Annotated in this window: 23 protein-coding genes; all 23 read left to right on the top strand. The window is 57.5% G+C overall.

Annotated features, from left to right (window positions below; genetic code table 11):
• Position 1 precedes the first annotated feature (1 nt).
• Positions 2 to 871: a phage terminase small subunit gene (gene terS / locus PQG80_RS27035; RefSeq protein WP_271754920.1), complete on the top strand. Its 870-nt coding sequence runs from the start codon at positions 2 to 4 to the stop codon at positions 869 to 871.
• Complete coding sequence (locus PQG80_RS27030; protein ID WP_271754918.1) at positions 864 to 2,147, top strand: PBSX family phage terminase large subunit; 1,284 nt, start codon at positions 864 to 866, stop codon at positions 2,145 to 2,147. Before terS ends, PQG80_RS27030 begins: the two co-directional genes overlap by 8 nt.
• A gap of 18 nt (positions 2,148 to 2,165) precedes the next feature.
• Positions 2,166 to 3,638, top strand: a complete 1,473-nt coding sequence (locus PQG80_RS27025; protein ID WP_271754916.1) for a phage portal protein — start codon at positions 2,166 to 2,168, stop codon at positions 3,636 to 3,638.
• Positions 3,635 to 5,452 (top strand): minor capsid protein, encoded by a 1,818-nt coding sequence (locus PQG80_RS27020; protein ID WP_271754914.1) that lies wholly within the window; start codon positions 3,635 to 3,637, stop codon positions 5,450 to 5,452. Before PQG80_RS27025 ends, PQG80_RS27020 begins: the two co-directional genes overlap by 4 nt.
• A 329-nt stretch (positions 5,453 to 5,781) precedes the next feature.
• A complete protein-coding gene (locus tag PQG80_RS27015) occupies positions 5,782 to 6,405 on the top strand; it encodes a phage scaffolding protein (RefSeq protein WP_271754912.1) in 624 nt (207 codons plus the stop codon).
• A gap of 15 nt (positions 6,406 to 6,420) precedes the next feature.
• Positions 6,421 to 6,792 (top strand): hypothetical protein, encoded by a 372-nt coding sequence (locus PQG80_RS27010; RefSeq protein ID WP_271754910.1) that lies wholly within the window; start codon positions 6,421 to 6,423, stop codon positions 6,790 to 6,792.
• Positions 6,793 to 6,816: 24 nt separating this feature from the next.
• Positions 6,817 to 7,863, top strand: coding sequence for a major capsid protein (locus PQG80_RS27005; protein WP_271754908.1), 1,047 nt, complete (start codon positions 6,817 to 6,819; stop codon positions 7,861 to 7,863).
• A 42-nt stretch (positions 7,864 to 7,905) separates the two neighbouring features.
• The gene (locus PQG80_RS27000; RefSeq protein ID WP_271754906.1) at positions 7,906 to 8,253 is read left to right on the top strand and encodes a Rho termination factor N-terminal domain-containing protein; all 348 of its coding nucleotides are present in this window, start codon (positions 7,906 to 7,908) and stop codon (positions 8,251 to 8,253) included.
• On the top strand, positions 8,240 to 8,632 hold the full coding sequence (locus PQG80_RS26995) for a hypothetical protein (protein ID WP_271754905.1): 393 nt from the start codon (positions 8,240 to 8,242) through the stop codon (positions 8,630 to 8,632). The genes PQG80_RS27000 and PQG80_RS26995 overlap by 14 nt, the downstream gene beginning before the upstream one ends.
• Before the next feature lie 2 nt (positions 8,633 to 8,634).
• On the top strand, positions 8,635 to 9,027 hold the full coding sequence (locus tag PQG80_RS26990; RefSeq protein WP_271754903.1) for an ABC transporter ATP-binding protein: 393 nt from the start codon (positions 8,635 to 8,637) through the stop codon (positions 9,025 to 9,027).
• Positions 9,027 to 9,428, top strand: coding sequence for an HK97 gp10 family phage protein (locus tag PQG80_RS26985; protein ID WP_271754901.1), 402 nt, complete (start codon positions 9,027 to 9,029; stop codon positions 9,426 to 9,428). The genes PQG80_RS26990 and PQG80_RS26985 overlap by 1 nt, the downstream gene beginning before the upstream one ends.
• Positions 9,429 to 9,432: 4 nt before the next feature.
• Entirely contained in the window at positions 9,433 to 9,858 is a 426-nt protein-coding gene (locus PQG80_RS26980) for a phage tail terminator family protein (RefSeq protein ID WP_271754899.1), read from the top strand.
• Positions 9,851 to 10,087 carry a hypothetical protein gene (locus tag PQG80_RS26975; RefSeq protein WP_271754897.1) on the top strand — a complete coding sequence of 79 codons (237 nt, stop codon included), beginning with the start codon at positions 9,851 to 9,853 and terminating at the stop codon, positions 10,085 to 10,087. The genes PQG80_RS26980 and PQG80_RS26975 overlap by 8 nt, the downstream gene beginning before the upstream one ends.
• A 3-nt stretch (positions 10,088 to 10,090) precedes the next feature.
• On the top strand, positions 10,091 to 11,404 hold the full coding sequence (locus PQG80_RS26970; protein ID WP_271754895.1) for a phage tail sheath family protein: 1,314 nt from the start codon (positions 10,091 to 10,093) through the stop codon (positions 11,402 to 11,404).
• 1 nt (position 11,405) lies between these two features.
• On the top strand, positions 11,406 to 11,873 hold the full coding sequence (locus PQG80_RS26965; RefSeq protein WP_271754893.1) for a phage tail tube protein: 468 nt from the start codon (positions 11,406 to 11,408) through the stop codon (positions 11,871 to 11,873).
• A gap of 20 nt (positions 11,874 to 11,893) precedes the next feature.
• Positions 11,894 to 12,316: a phage tail assembly chaperone gene (locus PQG80_RS26960; protein ID WP_271754891.1), complete on the top strand. Its 423-nt coding sequence runs from the start codon at positions 11,894 to 11,896 to the stop codon at positions 12,314 to 12,316.
• Between the two features lie 203 nt (positions 12,317 to 12,519).
• Positions 12,520 to 14,913: a hypothetical protein gene (locus PQG80_RS26955; RefSeq protein ID WP_271754889.1), complete on the top strand. Its 2,394-nt coding sequence runs from the start codon at positions 12,520 to 12,522 to the stop codon at positions 14,911 to 14,913.
• Between the two features lie 70 nt (positions 14,914 to 14,983).
• Positions 14,984 to 15,724: a stalk domain-containing protein gene (locus tag PQG80_RS26950; RefSeq protein ID WP_271754888.1), complete on the top strand. Its 741-nt coding sequence runs from the start codon at positions 14,984 to 14,986 to the stop codon at positions 15,722 to 15,724.
• A 70-nt stretch (positions 15,725 to 15,794) separates the two neighbouring features.
• Positions 15,795 to 16,511 (top strand): LysM peptidoglycan-binding domain-containing protein, encoded by a 717-nt coding sequence (locus PQG80_RS26945; protein ID WP_271754885.1) that lies wholly within the window; start codon positions 15,795 to 15,797, stop codon positions 16,509 to 16,511.
• Between the two features lie 7 nt (positions 16,512 to 16,518).
• A complete protein-coding gene (locus tag PQG80_RS26940; protein WP_271754882.1) occupies positions 16,519 to 17,508 on the top strand; it encodes an XkdQ/YqbQ family protein in 990 nt (329 codons plus the stop codon).
• Positions 17,495 to 17,791: a DUF2577 domain-containing protein gene (locus tag PQG80_RS26935; protein ID WP_271754881.1), complete on the top strand. Its 297-nt coding sequence runs from the start codon at positions 17,495 to 17,497 to the stop codon at positions 17,789 to 17,791. The genes PQG80_RS26940 and PQG80_RS26935 overlap by 14 nt, the downstream gene beginning before the upstream one ends.
• A complete protein-coding gene (locus PQG80_RS26930; RefSeq protein WP_271754880.1) occupies positions 17,788 to 18,177 on the top strand; it encodes a DUF2634 domain-containing protein in 390 nt (129 codons plus the stop codon). The genes PQG80_RS26935 and PQG80_RS26930 overlap by 4 nt, the downstream gene beginning before the upstream one ends.
• Positions 18,170 to 18,938 (top strand): baseplate J/gp47 family protein (locus PQG80_RS26925; RefSeq protein ID WP_271754878.1); only part of this gene is annotated, 769 nt, incomplete at its 3' end. The genes PQG80_RS26930 and PQG80_RS26925, both read left to right, overlap by 8 nt.

Here is an 18,938-nt window from a genome sequence, read left to right as displayed (position 1 = left end):
AGTGGCCAGAGAGCGCAGCCCGGACAGGGACAAAGCGGAACGCATGTGGCTGGAGAGCGGCGGGAAGATGAAGCTGAAGGACATCGCTGCCGCCCTCGGCCTGGGCGAATCTCAGATCCGCAAGTGGAAGAGTCAGGACGTCTGGACGTCCAAGCTCAAAGGTAACGTTACCAATGAATCCAATAGTAACGTTACCAATCGAAAGGGAACACAGGGGGGCGTCCCGCGGGCGGGTAAAGGTCCGGGAGCGCCGAAAGGGAATCAGAACGCGAAGGGGAACCGCGGCGGCTACGGCGGGCCGGCCGGCAACAAGAAGGCGGTCCGGACCGGTGAGTTTGAGACGATTTGGTTCGACATGCTCGAGGAGGACGAGCAGCAGCTGCTGGGATCAATCAACACGGACCTGATCCGGCAGGCTGACGAGTCTATTACGCTGCTAACGATCCGGGAACGCCGGATGATGCAGCGAATTAAGGCACTGACCGACGGCCTGACCGAGCCGCAGCGTCGCGTGCTGCAGCAACTCCGTACAAAGAAAGAGGCTATTCCGCTCCACGATGAGCGCACGGGTAAGACTAGCACCGTCGTGAAATCTCGGGACGAGCTCGTCGTCTCTGAAATCGAGGAGACGTCCTATCGGGCGATCGAGGATATTCTTCGGATAGAGGAGGCGCTCACGCGCGTCCAGAACCAGAAGATCAAGGCGCTTGACCTGAAGAACCGACTGCTGGATGAGGAGAAGACTGTTCGTATCGAGAAGCTAAAGTTCGAGTTGCAGATGCTCCGAGGCGGCGAGGGCGACGACGTCCATGATGACGGCTTCATTGAAGCACTGAAGGGGAAGGCGGCCGAGGTGTGGGCCGATGGCTAGGCTGAAGCTCAAGCCGCCACCGTTCAAGTGGAAGCCGTTCTCGGCGAAACAGATTAAGGTCTTAACCTGGTGGATGCCGGAGAGCCCCCATCAAGACAAGGACGGAGTTATCTGTGACGGTTCCGTTCGCGCCGGCAAGACAGTGGCTATGTCGCTCAGCTACGTGTTCTGGGCGATGCAGTCCTTCAACGGCGAGCAGTTCGGCATGGCCGGCAAGACGATCGGCGCGCTGCGGCGGAACGTGATCGGGCCGCTCAAGCGCATGCTGACCAGCCGTGGGTATAGTGTGCATGATAACCTGACGGACAACGTCCTGACGATCAGCCGTGGGCTCGTCGTGAATTACTTCTTTCTGTTCGGCGGTAAGGACGAGCGGTCTCAGGATCTCATCCAGGGTATCACGCTCGCCGGTATGTTCTTCGACGAGGTCGCGCTGATGCCGCAATCATTCGTGAACCAGGCAGTGGCGCGCTGTTCGGTTGACGGCCGGAAATACTGGTTCAACTGCAACCCGGCGGGTCCGTTCCACTGGTTCAAGGTCGAATGGCTCGAGCAGGCAGCCGCGAAGAATGTCCTGCATCTGCACTTTACGATGGACGACAATCTGTCGCTGTCAGAGAGAATCAAGGAAGGCTATCGCAGGCTGTTCACCGGCGTGTTCTATCGTCGTTACATTCTCGGCCTTTGGGTGCTGGCCGAAGGTGTCATCTACGATATGTTCGACAAGGACAAGCATGTGGTGCCATCGGAGGAGCGGCCTTACACTCAGTATTTCATCAGCTGCGACTACGGCACGCAGAACCCGACGACGTTCGGGCTATGGGGCCAGAGCAAGGGCGTATGGTACAAGGTCAAGGAGTACCATTACGACGGGCGAGCCCGCGGCCGCCAGAAGACAGACGAGGAATACTGCGACGATCTCATAGCGTTTGCCGGGAAGCTGCCGATCGAGGGCGTCATCATAGACCCTTCGGCAGCTTCTTTTATTGCCGCGGTGAAGAAGCGCGGCGGGCTCCGCGTGATCAAGGCCGACAACGACGTGGTCGACGGGATCCGCGACGTCGCATCGGCGCTGGTCGAGGGCCTCATCAAGTACACGGACGTCTGTGTAGAGACGTTCCGGGAGTTCAACTCTTATGCATGGGATCCTAAAGCGCAGCAGCGTGGCGAGGACAAGCCGCTTAAGGAGCACGACCATCAAATGGATGCGGATCGATATTTCGTTCGCCGGGTCATCAAGCGCAAGGGCGGCGTGTTCTTCCCGGATGCCGGATAGAGAGGAGGGAATGCGATCGTGTTTTTCAATTTTGGCAATGAGCTGCAGGCGCTCGAGAAGATCATCCAGGATGGGGCCAAGTCGGCCGCAACGGTCTTGCAGATCATTAATATCGAAACGGGCGAATGGAAGAAAGACGAGCGCAGGAAGTGGATGCTGACCGGGGAGCAGTACTACCGGGTCAAGCCGGATATCCTGAATCGCACGCGCACGGCGATCGGCGAGAGCGGTGCGAAGGAACCGGTGACCAACCTGGCTAACAACAAGCTGGCTAACGGATTCGTGCGGAAACTGGTCGATCAGAAGGTCGGGTATCTCTTCGGCAAGCCGATAAGCATGCAGGCGGAAAACGAGGAGTATCAGCAGGCATGGACGGATCTCTTGAATGACGCGTTTATGCGCCGTCTGCAGAATACGGGCAAGGAGGCCGTGAACAAAGGCTTGGCCTGGTGGTTCGTCTATTACGACGAGGATGGCGAGCTGAGTTTTCGTCTCATGAATTCGGAGGAAATCATCCCGCTCTGGCGCGACGAGGCGCATACGATGCTCGATGCCGTCATCCGTGACTATGAGGTCGTCGTCTACGAGGGGCTTCGCAGGACGACGGTCCGGAAGATCGAGTGGTGGGATACTAACGGCGTCCGGCGGTATGTCGCCGGCGGTACCGGACTCATTCCGGATGTGGAGGCTGGGGACGAGGCGACGCACTTCGCCGTTCAGCGCGACGGGAATGTGGAAGGGCTGAACTGGGAACGCGTCCCGTTCATCTGCTTCAAGTACAACGAAGAGGAGCAGCCGCTCGTTGAGATCATCAAATCGTTGGTGGACGACTATGACCAGAATAAGTCCGACAACAGCAACAACCTGGAGGACTTGCCGAATAGCATCTTCGTCGTAAAGAATTTCGGCGGCACGAAAGCTTCGGAGTTCCGGAGGAACATTGCGATCTATCGTACGGCTTTCGTGGAAGGCGAGGGAGGCGTCGACACGATCGGTCTGGAGATTGACACGGACGCGTACAAGACGCATATGGAGCAAGCCCGCAAGGACATCTACGAATTCGGTCGCGGGGTGGATACGCAGCAGGCAGAGTTCGGCAGCGCGCCGTCCGGGATTGCCTTACGCTTCCTATACAGCGACTTGGATCTCGATGGCAACATGATCGAGACGGAATTTCAGGCAAGCCTGGAGCAGCTGAAATGGTTTGTCGATGCGCACCTCTACAACACGACCGGCACGGACTACAGCGGGGACGAGGTCAAATTTATCTTCAACCGCGATATGCCGATAGACGAGTCGGCCATCATCACCAATATCCGAAACAGCGAGGGCATTCTCTCCAAGGAGACGCAGGTCGCCCAGCATCCTTGGGTGACGGATCCGCAGGCAGAGCTGGATCGCTTGGAGAAGGACAAGCAGCAGGCGCTTAAGGAGGCGCTGGAATACGGCGGGCTGAAGAAGGATGAGCCGCCCGGCGGTGACGATGAATGAAGCCGGACGCATACTGGACGGCGCGGATGGAGGCGCTGAACGAAGCGCTGCTTGGCCGCGGTGAGGCGTACATTCGGACAATGAATGTAGAATATGGCCGGGCGATGGCGTCCATTCAGCGGGACGTGGATACTTTCTACCAGCGCTTCGCCGTTAACAACAGCGTCGACCTTGCATCGGCCCGGCAGATCCTCAAAGCCGGCGAGCTGCGCGAGTTCAAGTGGACGGTTGAGGATTACATCAAGGCCGGGCGCGAGAACGCGATAGACCAGCGCTGGATGAAGGAGTTGGAGAACGCATCTATCCGTGTCCGCGTGAGCAGGCTTGAAGCGCTGCAACTGCAGATGCGGCAACACGTCGAGATGCTCGCGGCCAGGCGGCAGGCGGGTACAGCGGGGGTGCTGGGGGGCATCTACAAGGACGGGTACTATCGGACCGTGTTTGAGCTGCAGCAGGGCACGGGCATCGGATCCTCGTTCGCCAAACTCGACAGCCGACAGATCGACAAGCTGCTTGTCACGCCCTGGGCGCCGGACGGCAGTAACTTCTCTGCGCGGATCTGGGGAGACAGAACGAAGCTGGTCACCGAACTTCAGACTACACTGACTCAGGGGCTTATCCGCGGTGACAGCTCCGACGCCATGATTGACCAGATTCAAGCGCGGATGGGCGTCTCTCGTTCCGCGGCCGCCAGCCTGATACTGACCGAGTCGGCATACTTCGCTGGCCAGAGCCGCGCCGAGGGGTACCGCGAGCTCGGCGTCGAATCGTACAAGTTTACGGCTACGCTCGATCGGCGCACCTCGGCGATCTGCCGTGAGATGGACGGCAAGGTGTTCTTGGTGGCGGATATGCAACCGGGCGTCAATTACCCGCCGCTGCATGTACGCTGCCGCTCGACGACGATCCCGGATTACGAGGACAACGTGAAGCAGCGCGGGGCCCGCGGAGACGACGGCAAAACGTACGATGTGCCGGGAGACATGACATACAAGGAGTGGGCTGCGGCGAACGTCCCTCCGGATCCGCCAATGCCGGATCCGCCGCGGCCGGTCACTCCGCCGGCATCGTCCCCGGTCACTCCGCCGCCGGACGCCGGCCCGCCCGCGCCGCAACCGTTTCGCCCGGCTGGCTCCATCAAGGAGGCCGAGGAGGCTGCTCGCCGGGACTATGGCTTCGTCGACGTTGATCTCAGCGGGATGGACCTGGAGAGTGCGAACGATCTCAACAAGGCGATCGATATCGCGCTGCAGGAGTTTCCCGGCGTTAAGGGCTTCGTCAAAACCCTGAAGGCCGTCGACACTGACGAGTATGTCGCGCAGATGGCGATGGGGCTGCTCGATGCTCCCGATGTCCTGCATGCGCAGCTGACGGTATCGACGCACTACTACAACCCTGCTGATATTGATGATACAATCAAGGCATCGGTCGACGCGAAGTTCTGGCCGGCCGGCTCCAATCGACAGTCTGTGTTCATTCACGAATTTGGCCATGTCGTGGAATATGCGCATGCGCTGAAATTGCTCGGCGGATGGACAGGTATGCAGATGGCAGTAGATGATCTGCAGGTCGCGGGGATGCGTATTGACCGCGGGTCGCTTTCCAAGGCAATCGTGGCTGAAGCGCTAGTCGCTCTCGGCCTCGAGAATACGCCGGAGAACATCGTGGATGAGCTGAGCGAGTATGGATCCAAAAATACGAAGGAGACGCTGGCCGAGGCAGTCGGCGAAGCAGTCGGCACCGATAACCCGCGCCGGTTGGCCGTCAAAATCCTGGAGATTTTAAAGCGAAAAATGAAGGAGGCAGGGATGTAGGTGCAGCCATACATACCGCCTAAACTATTGCCTTGGGTCACTTTTCGGAATGACGAGGTCCATCTTAAGGACGGCGCGCCGGATGACGTCGTGCCGCTTTACGAGAAGCTTAAGGCGGATTTTAAGAAAGCGAACGACAGAATGCCCAAGAACGGATCATTCCCTAAACTATGAGCACTCCCGCCACGGCGAGGGTGCTTTTTGTTTGCTCGGAAATGGGCTGCGGCTGAGACTGCCGGAGCCCTCTTCGCCGTTGCCTGCGGCGCAAAACAAAAGGCCATCACCGGACGCGACCGGGAAAAAAGCGAAGATGACAGGAGGAAACAAACGTGAACAAAGAGCAATTTATAGCTTTGGGTTTTACCGACGAGCAAGCGACGAAAGCCGCTGCCGCATCTGCTGAAGAGCTGAAGGGCTTCGTACCGAAGGCGCGCTTCGACGAAGTCAACGAAGGCAAGAAGCAAGCGGAGAAGGATCGAGACAAGGTCTCCGGCCAGCTCGAGGAAGTGAAGAAGTCCGCTGGCGACAACGAAAAGCTGAAGGCGCAGATCCAGACGCTGCAGGACGAGAACAAGACCGCCAAGGACAAGTACGAGGCCGACGCGAAGGAACTGCGGCTGTCGACGGCGCTCAAGCTGTCGCTCGCCGGTAAGGTGCATGACGCCGATCTCGTTGCCGGACTGCTGGACAAATCGAAGATCGAGCTGGACGACACCGGCACCGTGAAGGGCGGTCTCGACGATCAGCTGAAGGCCCTGCAGACGAGCAAGGGCTTTTTGTTTGTCTCCGATGACAAGGGCGGCAAGCCCCGGTTCAAGGGTGCGACTCCGCCGGACGGTGGCGGTGGCGGCGGAGCTGGTGGAGAGAAAGACGGCGACTTCGGCAAGCGCCTTGCCGAGCAAGGAAAGGTGAACGAGGGCCTGGCGAAGGCTCAGCAATCCTATTTTGAATAACGGAGAGTGATCCAAGTGAGCAAATTCGTGGAGACCACTTACACGAACAAGAAAGAGATTCTGAAGTTCCCGGACCACTACGTGGCTCTGGCGGTGACGGTAGACAACACCGGCATCAGCGCCAACGCGGACGGTAAGAAGATCGTCCTTGCAGGCACGATCGTTGGCAACGGCATCCTGACGGACCAGAACAAGTTGGCGAAGAAGGCCTTAACGACAACGGGCGTATCGAACGCCGAAGGTGTGCTACTCAACGATGTGGACGTGACCTATGGTCCGGCGCCAGGCGCCATGGTTATTCATGGGTTCATCGCGCTTGACCCGCTGCCGGCTGCGCCCACGGCCGAAGAGATCACCGCGCTGAAACAAATCACATTCATCAAGTAAAGAAAGGATAGGTGACTACCTACCATGCCAACCATTTATGATCTCGTCCGGGCGCCGGAGATCGCCGCCTACTACCAAACGAATCCGTCCAACGCGATCCCCTACCTGGGCGCGACGCTGTTCCCTGCCGACAAAAAACTCGGTCTCGATTTGAGCTGGATTAAAGGATCCAGTGGCCTGCCGGTTGCGCTGATGCCATCGGCCTTTGACACGAAGGCGACGCTGCGGGATCGCATCGGCTTCAGTAAGGTTGAAACGGAGATGCCGTTCTTCCGCGAGGCTATGCGAATTGGCGAGAAAGAGCGGCAGGAGCTACTCCGTTTGGCCGAAACGAACAATGGTGCCTATGTCGAGGCAATCATTCGCCAGATTTACGACGACGTGAATAACCTCGTCGGCGGTGCTGAAGTCAATGCAGAGCGCATGCGGATGCAATTGCTTTCGACCGGCAAGATCCTGATCACGGCGAACCGCCAGAATTACGACTACGATTTCAAGATGAAGTCTGGTCATAAGATAACGCTGACGGGCACTGACAAGTGGAGTGATTCCGCAAATGCAGACATCATTGGTGATGTCCAGGAGTGGCAGGATCTCATCGAAGATGAGCAGGGTGTTCGCCCGATGAAAGCGATCTGCACGCGCAAAACTTGGGGATACATCCTCAAAAATGCCAAGATCAAGCTTGACATGAATCCACTTGGTGGCCAGAACATCATTATGACGGATGCGCTCATGAAGGCGTACCTGCTGAACAAGCTTGGTCTGACCGTCGCCGTCTACAACAAGAAGTTCGCGTTGCAGGACGGCAGCTCGAACCTGTTCTTCCCGGATGACACCTTCACGCTCATCCCTGACGGCAATCTCGGCAAGACCTGGTTCGGCACGACGCCGGAAGAAGCAGACCTGATGAGCGGAGCGACGGAGGCGGAAGTATCGATCGTCAACACCGGCGTCGCGATCACGACGATCAAGGAGCCGCACCCTGTCAACGTCGAGACGATCGTCTCGGAAATTGTGCTCCCGTCGTTTGAGCAGATCGACAATATCTTCATCGCCAAGGTGGCGTAACGGCGGGGGCTTCGGCCCCTCCCGTAGAAAGGAGAGATCCAAGTGGCCAAAGAACAAACACAGCCGGTCGAGTTCCTCGTCCAGGCTAAATACCGTACGATCACGTACCCAGCGGGTGCCCGGGTGGACGTGCTGCCTGATGATGTCCCGGGCCTCATCACTGACGGCGTAATCGCGGCGGATACGGAGGTCGCGGAGAGCGGTGATAAGCCGCTCGAGAAGATGACGGTCGCCGAGCTTCGCGAGCACGCCGAGTTCCTCGGCATCGATCTTAGCGATGCGGCGAAAAAGTCTCAGATCCTCGCTGTGATTCTGGCAGCACAGCATCCGGACGAAGATGAACAGCCTGGGGGCACGCCGAACGGCGGTGCTGCTGGTGGCGATCAATAAGCTGGAGGTATTGGCCATCACCAAGCAGCTGGTCGGGCTGGATCAGGTGCTGGAGGACTTCGATGGCCTGATCACGCTGTATATGGACATCATTGGACAGCGGATTCTGAATTACATCCACCATAGCAGCATACCGGACGGGCTCAAGTACACTTGGGCGGCGATGACGGCGGCCGCGCTCCAAGCGGAGCAGATGGCCGTTCTGTTTCCGCCGGATCCGGAAGACGCGGAGGCATACGAGGTCAGCCTCGGCGACTCCACGGTCAAGCCGATCAAGCCGGTGGCGAAGCTGGCAACAGGTCCGTCGCTCGTCGTACAGGACGCCGTGCTTTTTGACTACCAATCGGAGCTCAACGGCTTCCGGCGTATGAGGTGGTAGCCATGGGCGTCAACTTCGCAAAGTACCGCGCCGCGCTCGAGCGGCAGTACACGGACCGGGCGACGATCGAGCGACAGCAAGAAGTGGTTAAGCCGAACAAGGCGACCGTGACCGAGCCGATCGTCGCTTACGCTGACCAGCCCTGTCGGATCTCGCAGACCGGACTGCCGAAGGACGGTCAGACGGAAGCGCAGAATGATGTCGACTATCTGGCCAAGCTGTTTGTGTCGCCGGACATTGAGATTCGGCCCGGCGACACAATTACCGTGCAGCGCGGCTATGTCGCCGCTACCGACTGGATACCGCTCGGCGCCGCCCGGTCCTACCAGGCAGGTGAGCCGTTCCTGTACCCAACACACCAAGAGATTAGCCTGCACCGAGAGGACTATGCCTGATGGCCAGGCTGGGAGACTTTGATTTCGGCGATATGCGAGCGTTGCAGCTGAGCCTGAAGGAGATCGAGAGGGGATTCCCCGGTTTTCTCGTGGAGTGTATCCGCGAGTTGGCGGGGCACCTGCTGGCTAAGACGATCGCCCGGACGCCGGTCGATACCGGCCTGCTCCGCCGCAGTTGGCAGATCGGCGAGATTAAATGGACGCCGACAGGCATTGAAGTCGAAATCATTAATCCGGTCGAGTACGCAATGTATGTGGAATATGGCCACCGGACCCGGAACCATGCCGGGTGGGTGGACGGCCGCTTCATGTTGACGATCTCCATCCAGGAGCTCGAGCGCGAGTTGCCCGCGTTCCTCGAGCGGAAGCTGCAGCAATATATCAATCGGCACATGAGGTGATGCCGTGAGCACGATCACTATTAACGATGTACGCGACGCCGTCGTCGGAGCGCTTGTTGATTCCTTCCCCACCATTAAGGTGTCGGACGAAGAGATTAAGCAGGGGCTCGGGCCACGGCGTTTTTATGTGAAGCTGCTCGACGCCGATCAGCAGGCGCTGGTGGGCAACAGGTACCGGCGGGAGCATTCCTTCGACGTGCACTACTTCGGGCCGAATAACGCCGAGCTGAACGACGTCGCCGAGCAGCTCTACGACGTGCTTGAGCTAATGCCGACGCCAGGAGGCGACTTGCGTGGGATCCGCATGCGGCACGAAACGGTTGATGAAGTGCTGCACTTTTTCTTCATCGTGCAATTCCGGATCGCGCGTCAGCCGTCGTCCGGACCGATGATGCAAACTCTGATTGAGGAGGTCGATTTGATTGGCTAGATCTGAGAAGGAAGCGCCGGTTTATCAAGAGCCGGCTGGATTGGCCGCGTCGGTTGATGAACCGGTTAGCACGCCAGCGCCGCAATTTACCCGCGCGCAGCTGATCACCAGCGAGCGTTATGCCGCTCACCGCGACGCGCTCGCTGCGTTGCTGCAGGATGGTCTGCTGTACACGGCCGCCGATGTCGAACAGCGACTCGATGAATTTCTGAACAAGGAGGCGAAATAAACCATGGCAGGCGGAACATACACGGTCATGAACAAAGTCCGCCCGGGCGTGTATATCAATTTTGTCTCGAAGGGCTCCGCGGCGACGCTGGGCGAGCGCGGTACCGCTGCGATCGGTCTGACGCTCCCTTGGGGTGCACCGAAGACGATCATCACGCTCGAGGCCGGCGAGGATCCTTCGACCAAGCTCGGGTATGACATCACGGCGTCCGAACTGCTGCTGGTCCGCGAAGCGCTCAAGCGCGCAAAGACGCTCCTGGTATTCCGGCTTAATACCGGAACGAAGGCGACGGTCACGTCGGGCAATCTGACAGCAACGGCCAGGTATGGCGGCGCCAGAGGTAATGCTCTGTCGGTCGTCATTGCAACGAATGTTGACGACAATGCGAAGTTCGACGTCTCGACATTGCTGAACGGCGCCGTCGTTAACAAGCAGACGGTGGCTAACATCGCCGGGCTTGCCTCAAACGACTGGATCGATTGGTCCGGGACCGGCGCGCTCGCTGCATCCGCCGGCGCTCCGTTGACGGGCGGCGCGGACGGCACGGTCGTGAACGGCGACCACACTGACTTTCTGGGGGCAGTCGAGCTGCAGGATTTTCAGACGCTCGCCTATACGGGGACGGACAGCACGCTCAAAGGCGTGTACGCAGCGTTTGCGCGCCGACTTCGTGACGACGAAGGCCGCAAGATCCAGGTCGTCGTCGAAAACTATCCGTCCGCCGACCACGAGGGCGTCATCAGCGTTAAGAACGGCGTCAAGCTCGACGATGGCACCACACTGACGGCTGGCCAGGCGACGGCGTGGGTGGCGGGGGCGGCTGCGGCAGCAGCGGCCAACGAATCGCTGACCTACACCGCCTACGACGGCGCGGTGGACGCAGGCACGCGTTACACCAATGCGCAAACCATCACTGCGCTGCAGGGAGGCGAGTTCGTATTTACGGCGCGCGCCGGTGGGGTGGTCGTGGAGCAGGACATCAACTCGTTTCACTCCTTCACCCCGACCAAAAGTCGGTTGTTTGCGAAGAATCGGACGCTCCGTGTTCTCGACGGGCTGGCGAACGATTGGAAGAACACGTTCGAGGCTGCCTACATCGGCAAAGTCGGAAACGACGACGCCGGGCGCGCACTCTTCCGGAAGGATTGCGTCAAGATTGTGACGGCATATCAAGGTATCGGCGCCGTTCAGAACTTCGACCCCCTGACCGACATCACTGTGGCCCAAGGTGATGATGCCGATTCGGTAGTCGTGACGGCGTCTATTCAACCGGTTGACGCTATCGAAAAAATCTACATGAAAGTGCAGGTGAGGTAAAATGGCGGGTTTTCTGAAGGCTGGTGACACGATCGCTGGCAACGCAGGCACAGCTACCGCCACGATCGGCACGGAGACGTTCGAGATGTTCATGGTTCGCAATTTGAGAGCGACAGCGACCAAGAATAAAGCCGACGTACGCGTGTTGGGTAACCGGAATACCCAGAAAAAGGCGACGGGTTGGGAAGGAAGTGGGACGATGACGATCTATTATGTCACGTCCCGTTTTCGCGAAATGATGTACGACTACATCCAGAACGGCAAGGACACCTATTTTGACATCCAGATCACCAACGAAGATCCGACGTCCGCTACCGGTAAGCAGATCGTTACGCTACTCGACGTGAACCTGGATGAAGTCGTCATCGCCGCATTGGACACCGAAGCGGAAACGCTTGACGAGGAAGTATCCTTCACCTTCCAAGGTGTGGATCTCGGAACCAAATTCACGGCCCCGACGCTGGGATAATTGAAATGGAGGATTAACCAATGACTGATATGAGTTTATTCTTTGCCGAGAACGTCGCTCAAGCCGACGAGGTCGAGGTAGTCGTCTCTGATCGGTACAAGGACAAGGACGGCAAGACGCTCGCATGGTGCCTGCGGGCAATCTCGGAGGACGAAAACGATGAGCTGCGCAACGCGGCCACCAAGCGCGTCAAGGGGAAGAACGGCGTGCAGGTACCCGAGACGGACTACGCCGCCTATCTGGGTCGCCTGATCGCGGCATGCGTCATCTATCCTAATTTGAATGACACCGCGCTGCAGACATCGTATGGCGTCAAGGGCGCGCCTGCTCTCGTTCGCAAAATGCTGCTATCCGGCGAATATGCGACGCTCGCGGCGAAGGTGCAGGAGATCAACGGTTTTGACCGCGATTTGTCCGAGATGGCGGATGAAGTAAAAAACTAATCAAGGAGGGCGTAGGCGAGTGGGTTTACGCGTACTACGCCCTCAACGAATATAGCATGATGCCGTGGACGTTTGCCGAGCTCTCCGCGCCGAAGAAGGCTGCGCTAATCGGAATGATTCGTGTACGGGTCGATGCTGAGAAACAAACGCAGGCACAAGTCAGAGCGAAGAACAGAAAAAAATAGGGAAGGAGGGAGATTACGATGGCGACACTCGCGGCGTCTATGTCCCTGTACGATCGCTTTACATCCAAACTGCGAAGCGTCAACGAGGCCATGCAGCGGACAATTAACCTGGCCTCGCAGCTTCGAGAGGCGATGCGGTCTGAGGTCACCATCCGGATCAATGCCGGCGAGGCCGTCGCTGAAGTGGAGCGGTTGCGTACTAAAATCAGTGCAATGGGCTCCGGTGTGCTGCAGGTGCTGATCGACTCGAGCCAAGTGACCCGGGAGCTCACCCGCATCCAAGCACAGGTCAGATCCGGCGCCGCGGGCACTGCTCTTCGGCTTAACGTTGACACAGCGCATCTGCGCACTCAGATAAACACGGCAATGAGCGGTTTGCATCATGCTCCACTTCGCATCGATGAGGTTGTGCGGCTTGATACGGCAGGCGCGCTACGACAAGCGTCGCTCCTGCGTCATCAGATCGATGCTCGTATTGGTTCGATCGTGGCACGCGTGCAGCTCGTCGTCAATGCGCAGCTCGGGGGATTTATGGGGGACCTGCGCTCCACGATGGACAGGCTGATCGATGCAATTCATCGACTCATTACTAAACTCGACGGCAGCGGTCCCGGTGGTGGAGGCGGCGGGGGCTTCGGTGGGATCCGTGGGCTCGCAGGTGTTGTTTCGAGCGTTCTTGCCTCGCTGGGCCTCGGTACAGCATATAAGTCGGCTGTTGGCGGCGCCATGCAGCAACAGCAAACGCTGGACACATTCTCGGCCCGCGCGGGCAGCGAGGCGGCAGGCGGAGCAATATTCGATACCCTCACCAAGCAGGCGTTGGCGTTGGGGCAAAACGTCGACCAGGCGCTGTCCGGAGCAATGTCATTTATGAGCAACACGACGAATCCGAAACGGCTTGCTGAGCTGAGCAAACTTTCTATGCGCCTGCAGAAGCTCAACCCTTTCGAAAACCTTGAGGGTGCCGCATTTTCGATGAAGGAACTTCTCTCGGGCGACTACACATCGATCGTTGAGCGTTTCAACATCGGCCGGGCACAGATTAAGAACAGCGATGCGCTGAAGGCGGGGAAGGCGGGAGACATAGATGGCTTTATCAAGGGCATGGATAAACTGCTGAACCAGCAGAACATGTCTGAAAAGGCTTTCGAAAAAATGCTCGATAGCCCTGCAGCGAAGTGGCAGCGCGTGCTGCAGACATTCCAATTCCGGTTTAAGCAGGCCGGGCAGGGGGCGTTGAACGCGCTCGAGCCGCTGTTTGATTTCTTGAATAAAGGGTTCGAGTCCGGAAGGTTTGAACCGTTCTTTAAAGCATTCGAGACAGCGTTCTGGGCGATATCAAAAGCGATTAACGTTGCCGTCCATGCTGCCGTCGCTTTTGGCGATGCGATGGTAGAGTATTGGCCATTTGTTTTTGCGATTTTGGGCGCCATAGCTTACATCTACATCCCGGTAATCACAAAGGCCCTTTGGGGTATGGTCCGGCCGATATTGGTAGCAGTCGGAGCATTCCTGGCGGCGAATTGGGCGGTACTGCTAGTAGCCGTCGCGGTTGGCGGTCTAATCTACTGGCTTAAAGAATCGGGGGTGACGGCGGCAGAGGCAGCCGGGGTGATCATGGGCTCGTTCTCAATGATCAAGCTTCATTTTGAAAATGTTCTTATATCCCTCAAGAACGGGTGGATATCGTTTACAGATTTTCTGCACAACATGATGGTCGACCCGGTTTATGCCGTCCAAAAATTATTCTTTGATATGGCGATGAATTTCTTTAACCTGATCTATGAGATGACCGTAGCGGTTGAAGGATTCGCCGGCGGGCTTGCCAGCAAGATCGGCGACGCGATTAATCACGTCTTGGGCGGCGTGGACAAGCTGGCAAACGCTCTCTCTAAAATTCCCGGGTTCGGAGAGTTGGGAGGGTTCACCTCAACCAAGGTCGATACCTTTAATCCTCATGGTTTGAGCAATTACGTAGATACCTTGCGTTCGGAACTGGAGAAATACAGGCCGACCAGCGACAAGGACGTAAGGGATACGGCCAAGATCCCATTTAAAACCGGGAAGGACTACATCGATTCATTTAACGCGGGCTATCAAAAAGGCTATAATTTCGTGGGTAAAATCACGGACAAGTTGGAAAAGTATGACCCGACTAAGATTGATAGTATCGGCAAAGTCGGTGAGGTTGGCAAGATCGGGGACACCGTCGACATCAGCAGCGAGGATCTGAAAGTCATGCGTGATTTGGCTGAGATCAAAGCGATTCAGAACTTCGTAACGCTGACGCCGACGGTCGAGGTGACGACCGGGCCCATCATGAAGGAGATGGACGTCGACGAGGTGATTATCCGGATTAATCGAAGCATGGAGGAGGAAATCGCCTCAAGCGCGCAAAGCGTCTTTGCATGAACCATTCTCACGGAATCTATCGTATAATCCGATATATGGGAAAAGCGATAATTTTGTGGGAGGGCTCATTTTGAAGAAGACGATATTGACGCTGACGCTCGGCATGCTAATCGGTGCGGCGGCTACGGCGGCATCGCCGGCATACGGAGCGGCCAAGCAGTACGTGCTAACGCTGTTTGAAAAGCCGGTCATCGTGAACGGGACCAAGTATACCGATGCTGCCAACCCGATCCTCAATTACAACGGCAGGACGTACATCCCGCTGGCTAAGATCGGCGACCTGACCGGGGTCCAATACAAGTGGAACGCGGCGAAGAACCAAGTCGAGATTGGCGGCAGCGGATCATCGTCGAGCGGCAGCGGATCATCGTCGGATATCGGCACGCCGGCCACTCCTTGCGAGTCCGCCGGCCAGAAGGGCTGCACTCTCAACCCGGACACGCCGATCGAGGAGCCGGCCGTCGTCGGGTACAAGGGACATGCTGATTCGGAGGATCCTTCATACCAGATGGCCATCGCGATGGGACGCGCTGCAGATGACTATCCGCCTTTGATGAGTCAGGGATGGATATCGGAAGCCATGCTCGAAGAGATAGCAGGGACTCGGTACGCCAAATCAAAAGATGAGGCTGGCGTTGATCTTGTGACCGGTCCTACTTGGAATGCTAAGGTTCTGTTCACTTTTCATTTCACAGAAGACTTTAGCAAGTCAAGCGACGGGGAATTTATCGTAGATGGTATTCACGTAATAAAATACTATGGGAATGTTTTTTTCAAAATAGGGGATCTGGAGACCGCAAAAATTTTGTGAATTAATCTTTATGGGCACCCGCGAGGGTGCCTTTTTGCTAGGCAGATAAATTTGGAAAGTGGTGAGCCGGATGGCGCAAACCAAGCCCTTTCAAATGCTTATGAGTTGGAATAACGCTGCTGAAGGTTTCGACTTTCCAGTTCTTCCCGAGAGGATAGATATCAAAAGGGCAGGATCTGGTAAGGACTATGACATTGTAGGCCTTGGGAAAATCAGAACCATTGAGAGAGCTGAATTGGCCGAAATTAACATCGAAAGCTTCTTTCCAAAACAGAGATATCCGTTCGTAAGCGAAACGGTTTTGGTTAATCGCGATAAAGAACCGGATCCAAATCAGTACGTGAATTACATTAACAAATGGATGCACAGCGGATATCCAATCCGATTTATTTACGTCGGAATTGATGCTGAAAATGACAAATACAAAATCAGTTTGCCCATGTCGATCGAGTCTTTTGAACGCTATGAGGTGGCCGGCCAGCCCGGCGACATCTTCTACACGCTGAAGCTTAAGGAGTACGTATTCTACTCGGCGCAGAAGATCAAAGCCGTTCAGAAGAACGGGCAGACCGTGCTGCAGAAGGAGCCGGCCAAGCGACCGGACGAACGAGTCCCCGCCACGACGTACACGCTGAAGCCTGGCGACACGCTCATGTATGTCTCGCGCATGCAGCTCGGTGATTCGGGCCGCTGGCGGGAGATCCAGACGTTGAACGGGATATCGAACGCGGAGCTGAACAATCTGCCCGTAGGTAAGGTGCTGCAGTTACCATCGAAGAAGGAGTGAGCCCGCCGTGCCTAAATACGAGATTGTCGTCGACAACCTGAATGGCACGCTTTGGGACCTGACGGACGTCACCTCCGAAGTCACCTGGAAGACGTCACGGATCGGGAAGCCTTCTTCGCTTGACCTGACGTTCATCCGCGACGATTCCTATCAGGCCAATGGCTTCGACGTCAAAAACGGTGATGTCATCCGCGTCAAAGTCGACGGCGACGGATTATTCTGGGGACGCATTTTCACTGTCGAGCGAAGCAGAGACGCACCGGTCCGGATCCTGGCGTACGATCAGCTCCGCTATCTGTCGGAGTCGGATACATACGTCAAAAAGAATATCCGCGCCGACGAGGTTATCCGGGACCAGTGCCAAGCCGTCGGGATCTCCGTGGGGCAGCTCGTCAACACGGGATTCGTCATCCCTAAGGTGTCTGAGGATGGCCAGAAGCGGCTCGACATCGCCTTCCGTGCTTTGGACACGACGCTGATGGGCACCGGGAACTTGTACGTGCTGTACGACGACTACGGCAACGTGAAGCTCTCCCATGTCCGCAACATGACGATAGACTTGATCTTGGGGGAGAGCAGCCTGGTATATGACTACAAGATCAAGGACTCCATCGACGAAGACACGTACAACCAGATCAAACTGGTACGGGACAACAAGGAAACGGGGCACCGGGACGCTTACCTGTACAAAAACAGCAACGCAATCGATCGGTGGGGCCGGCTGCAATACTACCAAAAGGTAGATGACGGACTTAACGAGGAGCAGATCAAGGGTATCGCCCTGCGGCTGTTGCAGCTGAAGAACCGGGAGCAGCGGAAATTTACGCTTGAATCACTCGGGTACTTTGGGATGCGGGCTGGTGTAAAGGTGCAGGTCACGATCGACAAGGTAGGCGTCGACAGCTTTTTCCTCGTTGAAGAGTGCACACATAAGCTGTCCGGTGATGATCACACGATGAGCCTGGATTTGGTGGTGTTTCCTGATGAGTATAAATGACAACGTCAAGGCGCTTGCGAAGGGATACATCGAATCCCTGAAGCTCGCGGACGTAATGTACGGCGTGGTGAAGTCTAGCGATCCTCTTCTGGTTCTTGCCGATCAGCGGCTTGAGCTGGACGAGGATTTTTTGTTGGTCCCGGAACACCTGACCGAATACAAAGTGACGATCGACGGCGCGGAGGTGCTGATCCGCCGCGGGCTGGAGGCGGGCGACAAGGTCGTGCTGATTCGGCAGCAGGGCGCGCTCAATTTTTATATGGCAGGGAGGCTGACAGAATGATCATCCCCGGTGCATCACTCGGAGCCGTGGAGGAAGAGGAGCGACAGCCGAGCCGCACCTTTTCCATCGACCTGCAGAACGCCAGGATTGCGGGCACTATCGACGGCGTTGAAGCAGTACGTCAGGCCGTGTACAAGATCCTGGATACCGACCGCTTCGCCCATTTTATTTATTCGACTAACTACGGCACGGAACGGCGATTCGGCGGCCTTTATAGCAACGACATTGAACGTTGGGTGTCCGAGGCGCTTCTGGTTGACGACCGAATCATGGCGATCGAGAATTTTCAAACGGCCGTAAGCGGAGACGAGGCTCTCGTCAGCTTCACGGTCGTTTCCATGTTCGGGGCCGCGCAGATCGAAAGGAGGGTGACAGGAAATGTATGAGGATCGGACGTTCGAGAATATCCTCGCCGAGATGCTAGACCTCGTGCCAGCGGATCTCGACAGGCGGGAAGGGAGCGTCATATACGACGCCTTGGCGCCGCCTGCCCGGAAGCTAGCCGAGGCGTACGCGGCCATGTCGACGGCCAACCTGCAACAACACGCGCAGACGGCGAGCGGAGACGCTCTACGTGCGCGCGGAGCTGACTTTGGGGTGGACTCGAAGCTGGCGACGCCGGCGGTGCGGGAAGGCTTTTTCTTTGACAGCGCGGGCACGCCCTTCGACGTCCCGATCGGAAGCCGGTTCGGGGCCGGCGGTCTTGTCTACGATGTGACCGAGCGTATCGCGGCGGGTGATTATAGCCTGACGTGTGAGACCGCGGGCGTCGCTGGTAACGTCCCAGTCGGTGCTCTCCAGCCGATCGATTACGTCAATGGGCTGGCCACGGCGACGTTGGGCGCCGTACTGACGCCAGGGACAGACGACGAGACGGACGACGCCTACCGGGCGCGGCTATACGCCCACGTCCGGACACCGCCGACGAGTGGCAACCGTGCTGCATACCGCGCGTGGGCGCTCGAGGTGGCGGGCGTAGGCGACGCGTATGTCGTACCGACATGGGACGGACCCAACACGGTCAAGATCAGCCTGCTCGGGCTAGACAAGCTGCCTGCGTCATCCGGTGTCGTCGCCGCGGTCAAGGCGTACATCGACCCTGACACCGGGCTCGGCGAGGGGATGGGGGAGGGCGTCGCGCCGGCGG

This window comes from Cohnella rhizoplanae (assembly GCF_948329515.1).
Lineage (GTDB): Bacteria > Bacillota > Bacilli > Paenibacillales > Paenibacillaceae > Cohnella > Cohnella rhizoplanae.
The sequence above is the reverse complement of the archived record's forward strand: the minus strand, read 5'-3'. Positions and strand labels throughout refer to the sequence as shown.

Excerpts from the sequence above, each read along its gene's own strand:
- PQG80_RS27030 (WP_271754918.1), top strand. The coding sequence starts at position 864 with ATGGCTAGGCTGAAGCTCAAGCCGCCACCGTTCAAGTGGAAGCCGTTC.
- PQG80_RS27020 (WP_271754914.1), top strand. The coding sequence starts at position 3,635 with ATGAAGCCGGACGCATACTGGACGGCGCGGATGGAGGCGCTGAACGAA.
- PQG80_RS27005 (WP_271754908.1), top strand. The coding sequence starts at position 6,817 with ATGCCAACCATTTATGATCTCGTCCGGGCGCCGGAGATCGCCGCCTAC.
- PQG80_RS26990 (WP_271754903.1), top strand. The coding sequence starts at position 8,635 with ATGGGCGTCAACTTCGCAAAGTACCGCGCCGCGCTCGAGCGGCAGTAC.
- PQG80_RS26985 (WP_271754901.1), top strand. The coding sequence starts at position 9,027 with ATGGCCAGGCTGGGAGACTTTGATTTCGGCGATATGCGAGCGTTGCAG.
- PQG80_RS26970 (WP_271754895.1), top strand. The coding sequence starts at position 10,091 with ATGGCAGGCGGAACATACACGGTCATGAACAAAGTCCGCCCGGGCGTG.
- PQG80_RS26965 (WP_271754893.1), top strand. The coding sequence starts at position 11,406 with ATGGCGGGTTTTCTGAAGGCTGGTGACACGATCGCTGGCAACGCAGGC.
- PQG80_RS26960 (WP_271754891.1), top strand. The coding sequence starts at position 11,894 with ATGACTGATATGAGTTTATTCTTTGCCGAGAACGTCGCTCAAGCCGAC.
- PQG80_RS26955 (WP_271754889.1), top strand. The coding sequence starts at position 12,520 with ATGGCGACACTCGCGGCGTCTATGTCCCTGTACGATCGCTTTACATCC.
- PQG80_RS26945 (WP_271754885.1), top strand. The coding sequence starts at position 15,795 with ATGGCGCAAACCAAGCCCTTTCAAATGCTTATGAGTTGGAATAACGCT.
- PQG80_RS26935 (WP_271754881.1), top strand. The coding sequence starts at position 17,495 with ATGAGTATAAATGACAACGTCAAGGCGCTTGCGAAGGGATACATCGAA.
- PQG80_RS26930 (WP_271754880.1), top strand. The coding sequence starts at position 17,788 with ATGATCATCCCCGGTGCATCACTCGGAGCCGTGGAGGAAGAGGAGCGA.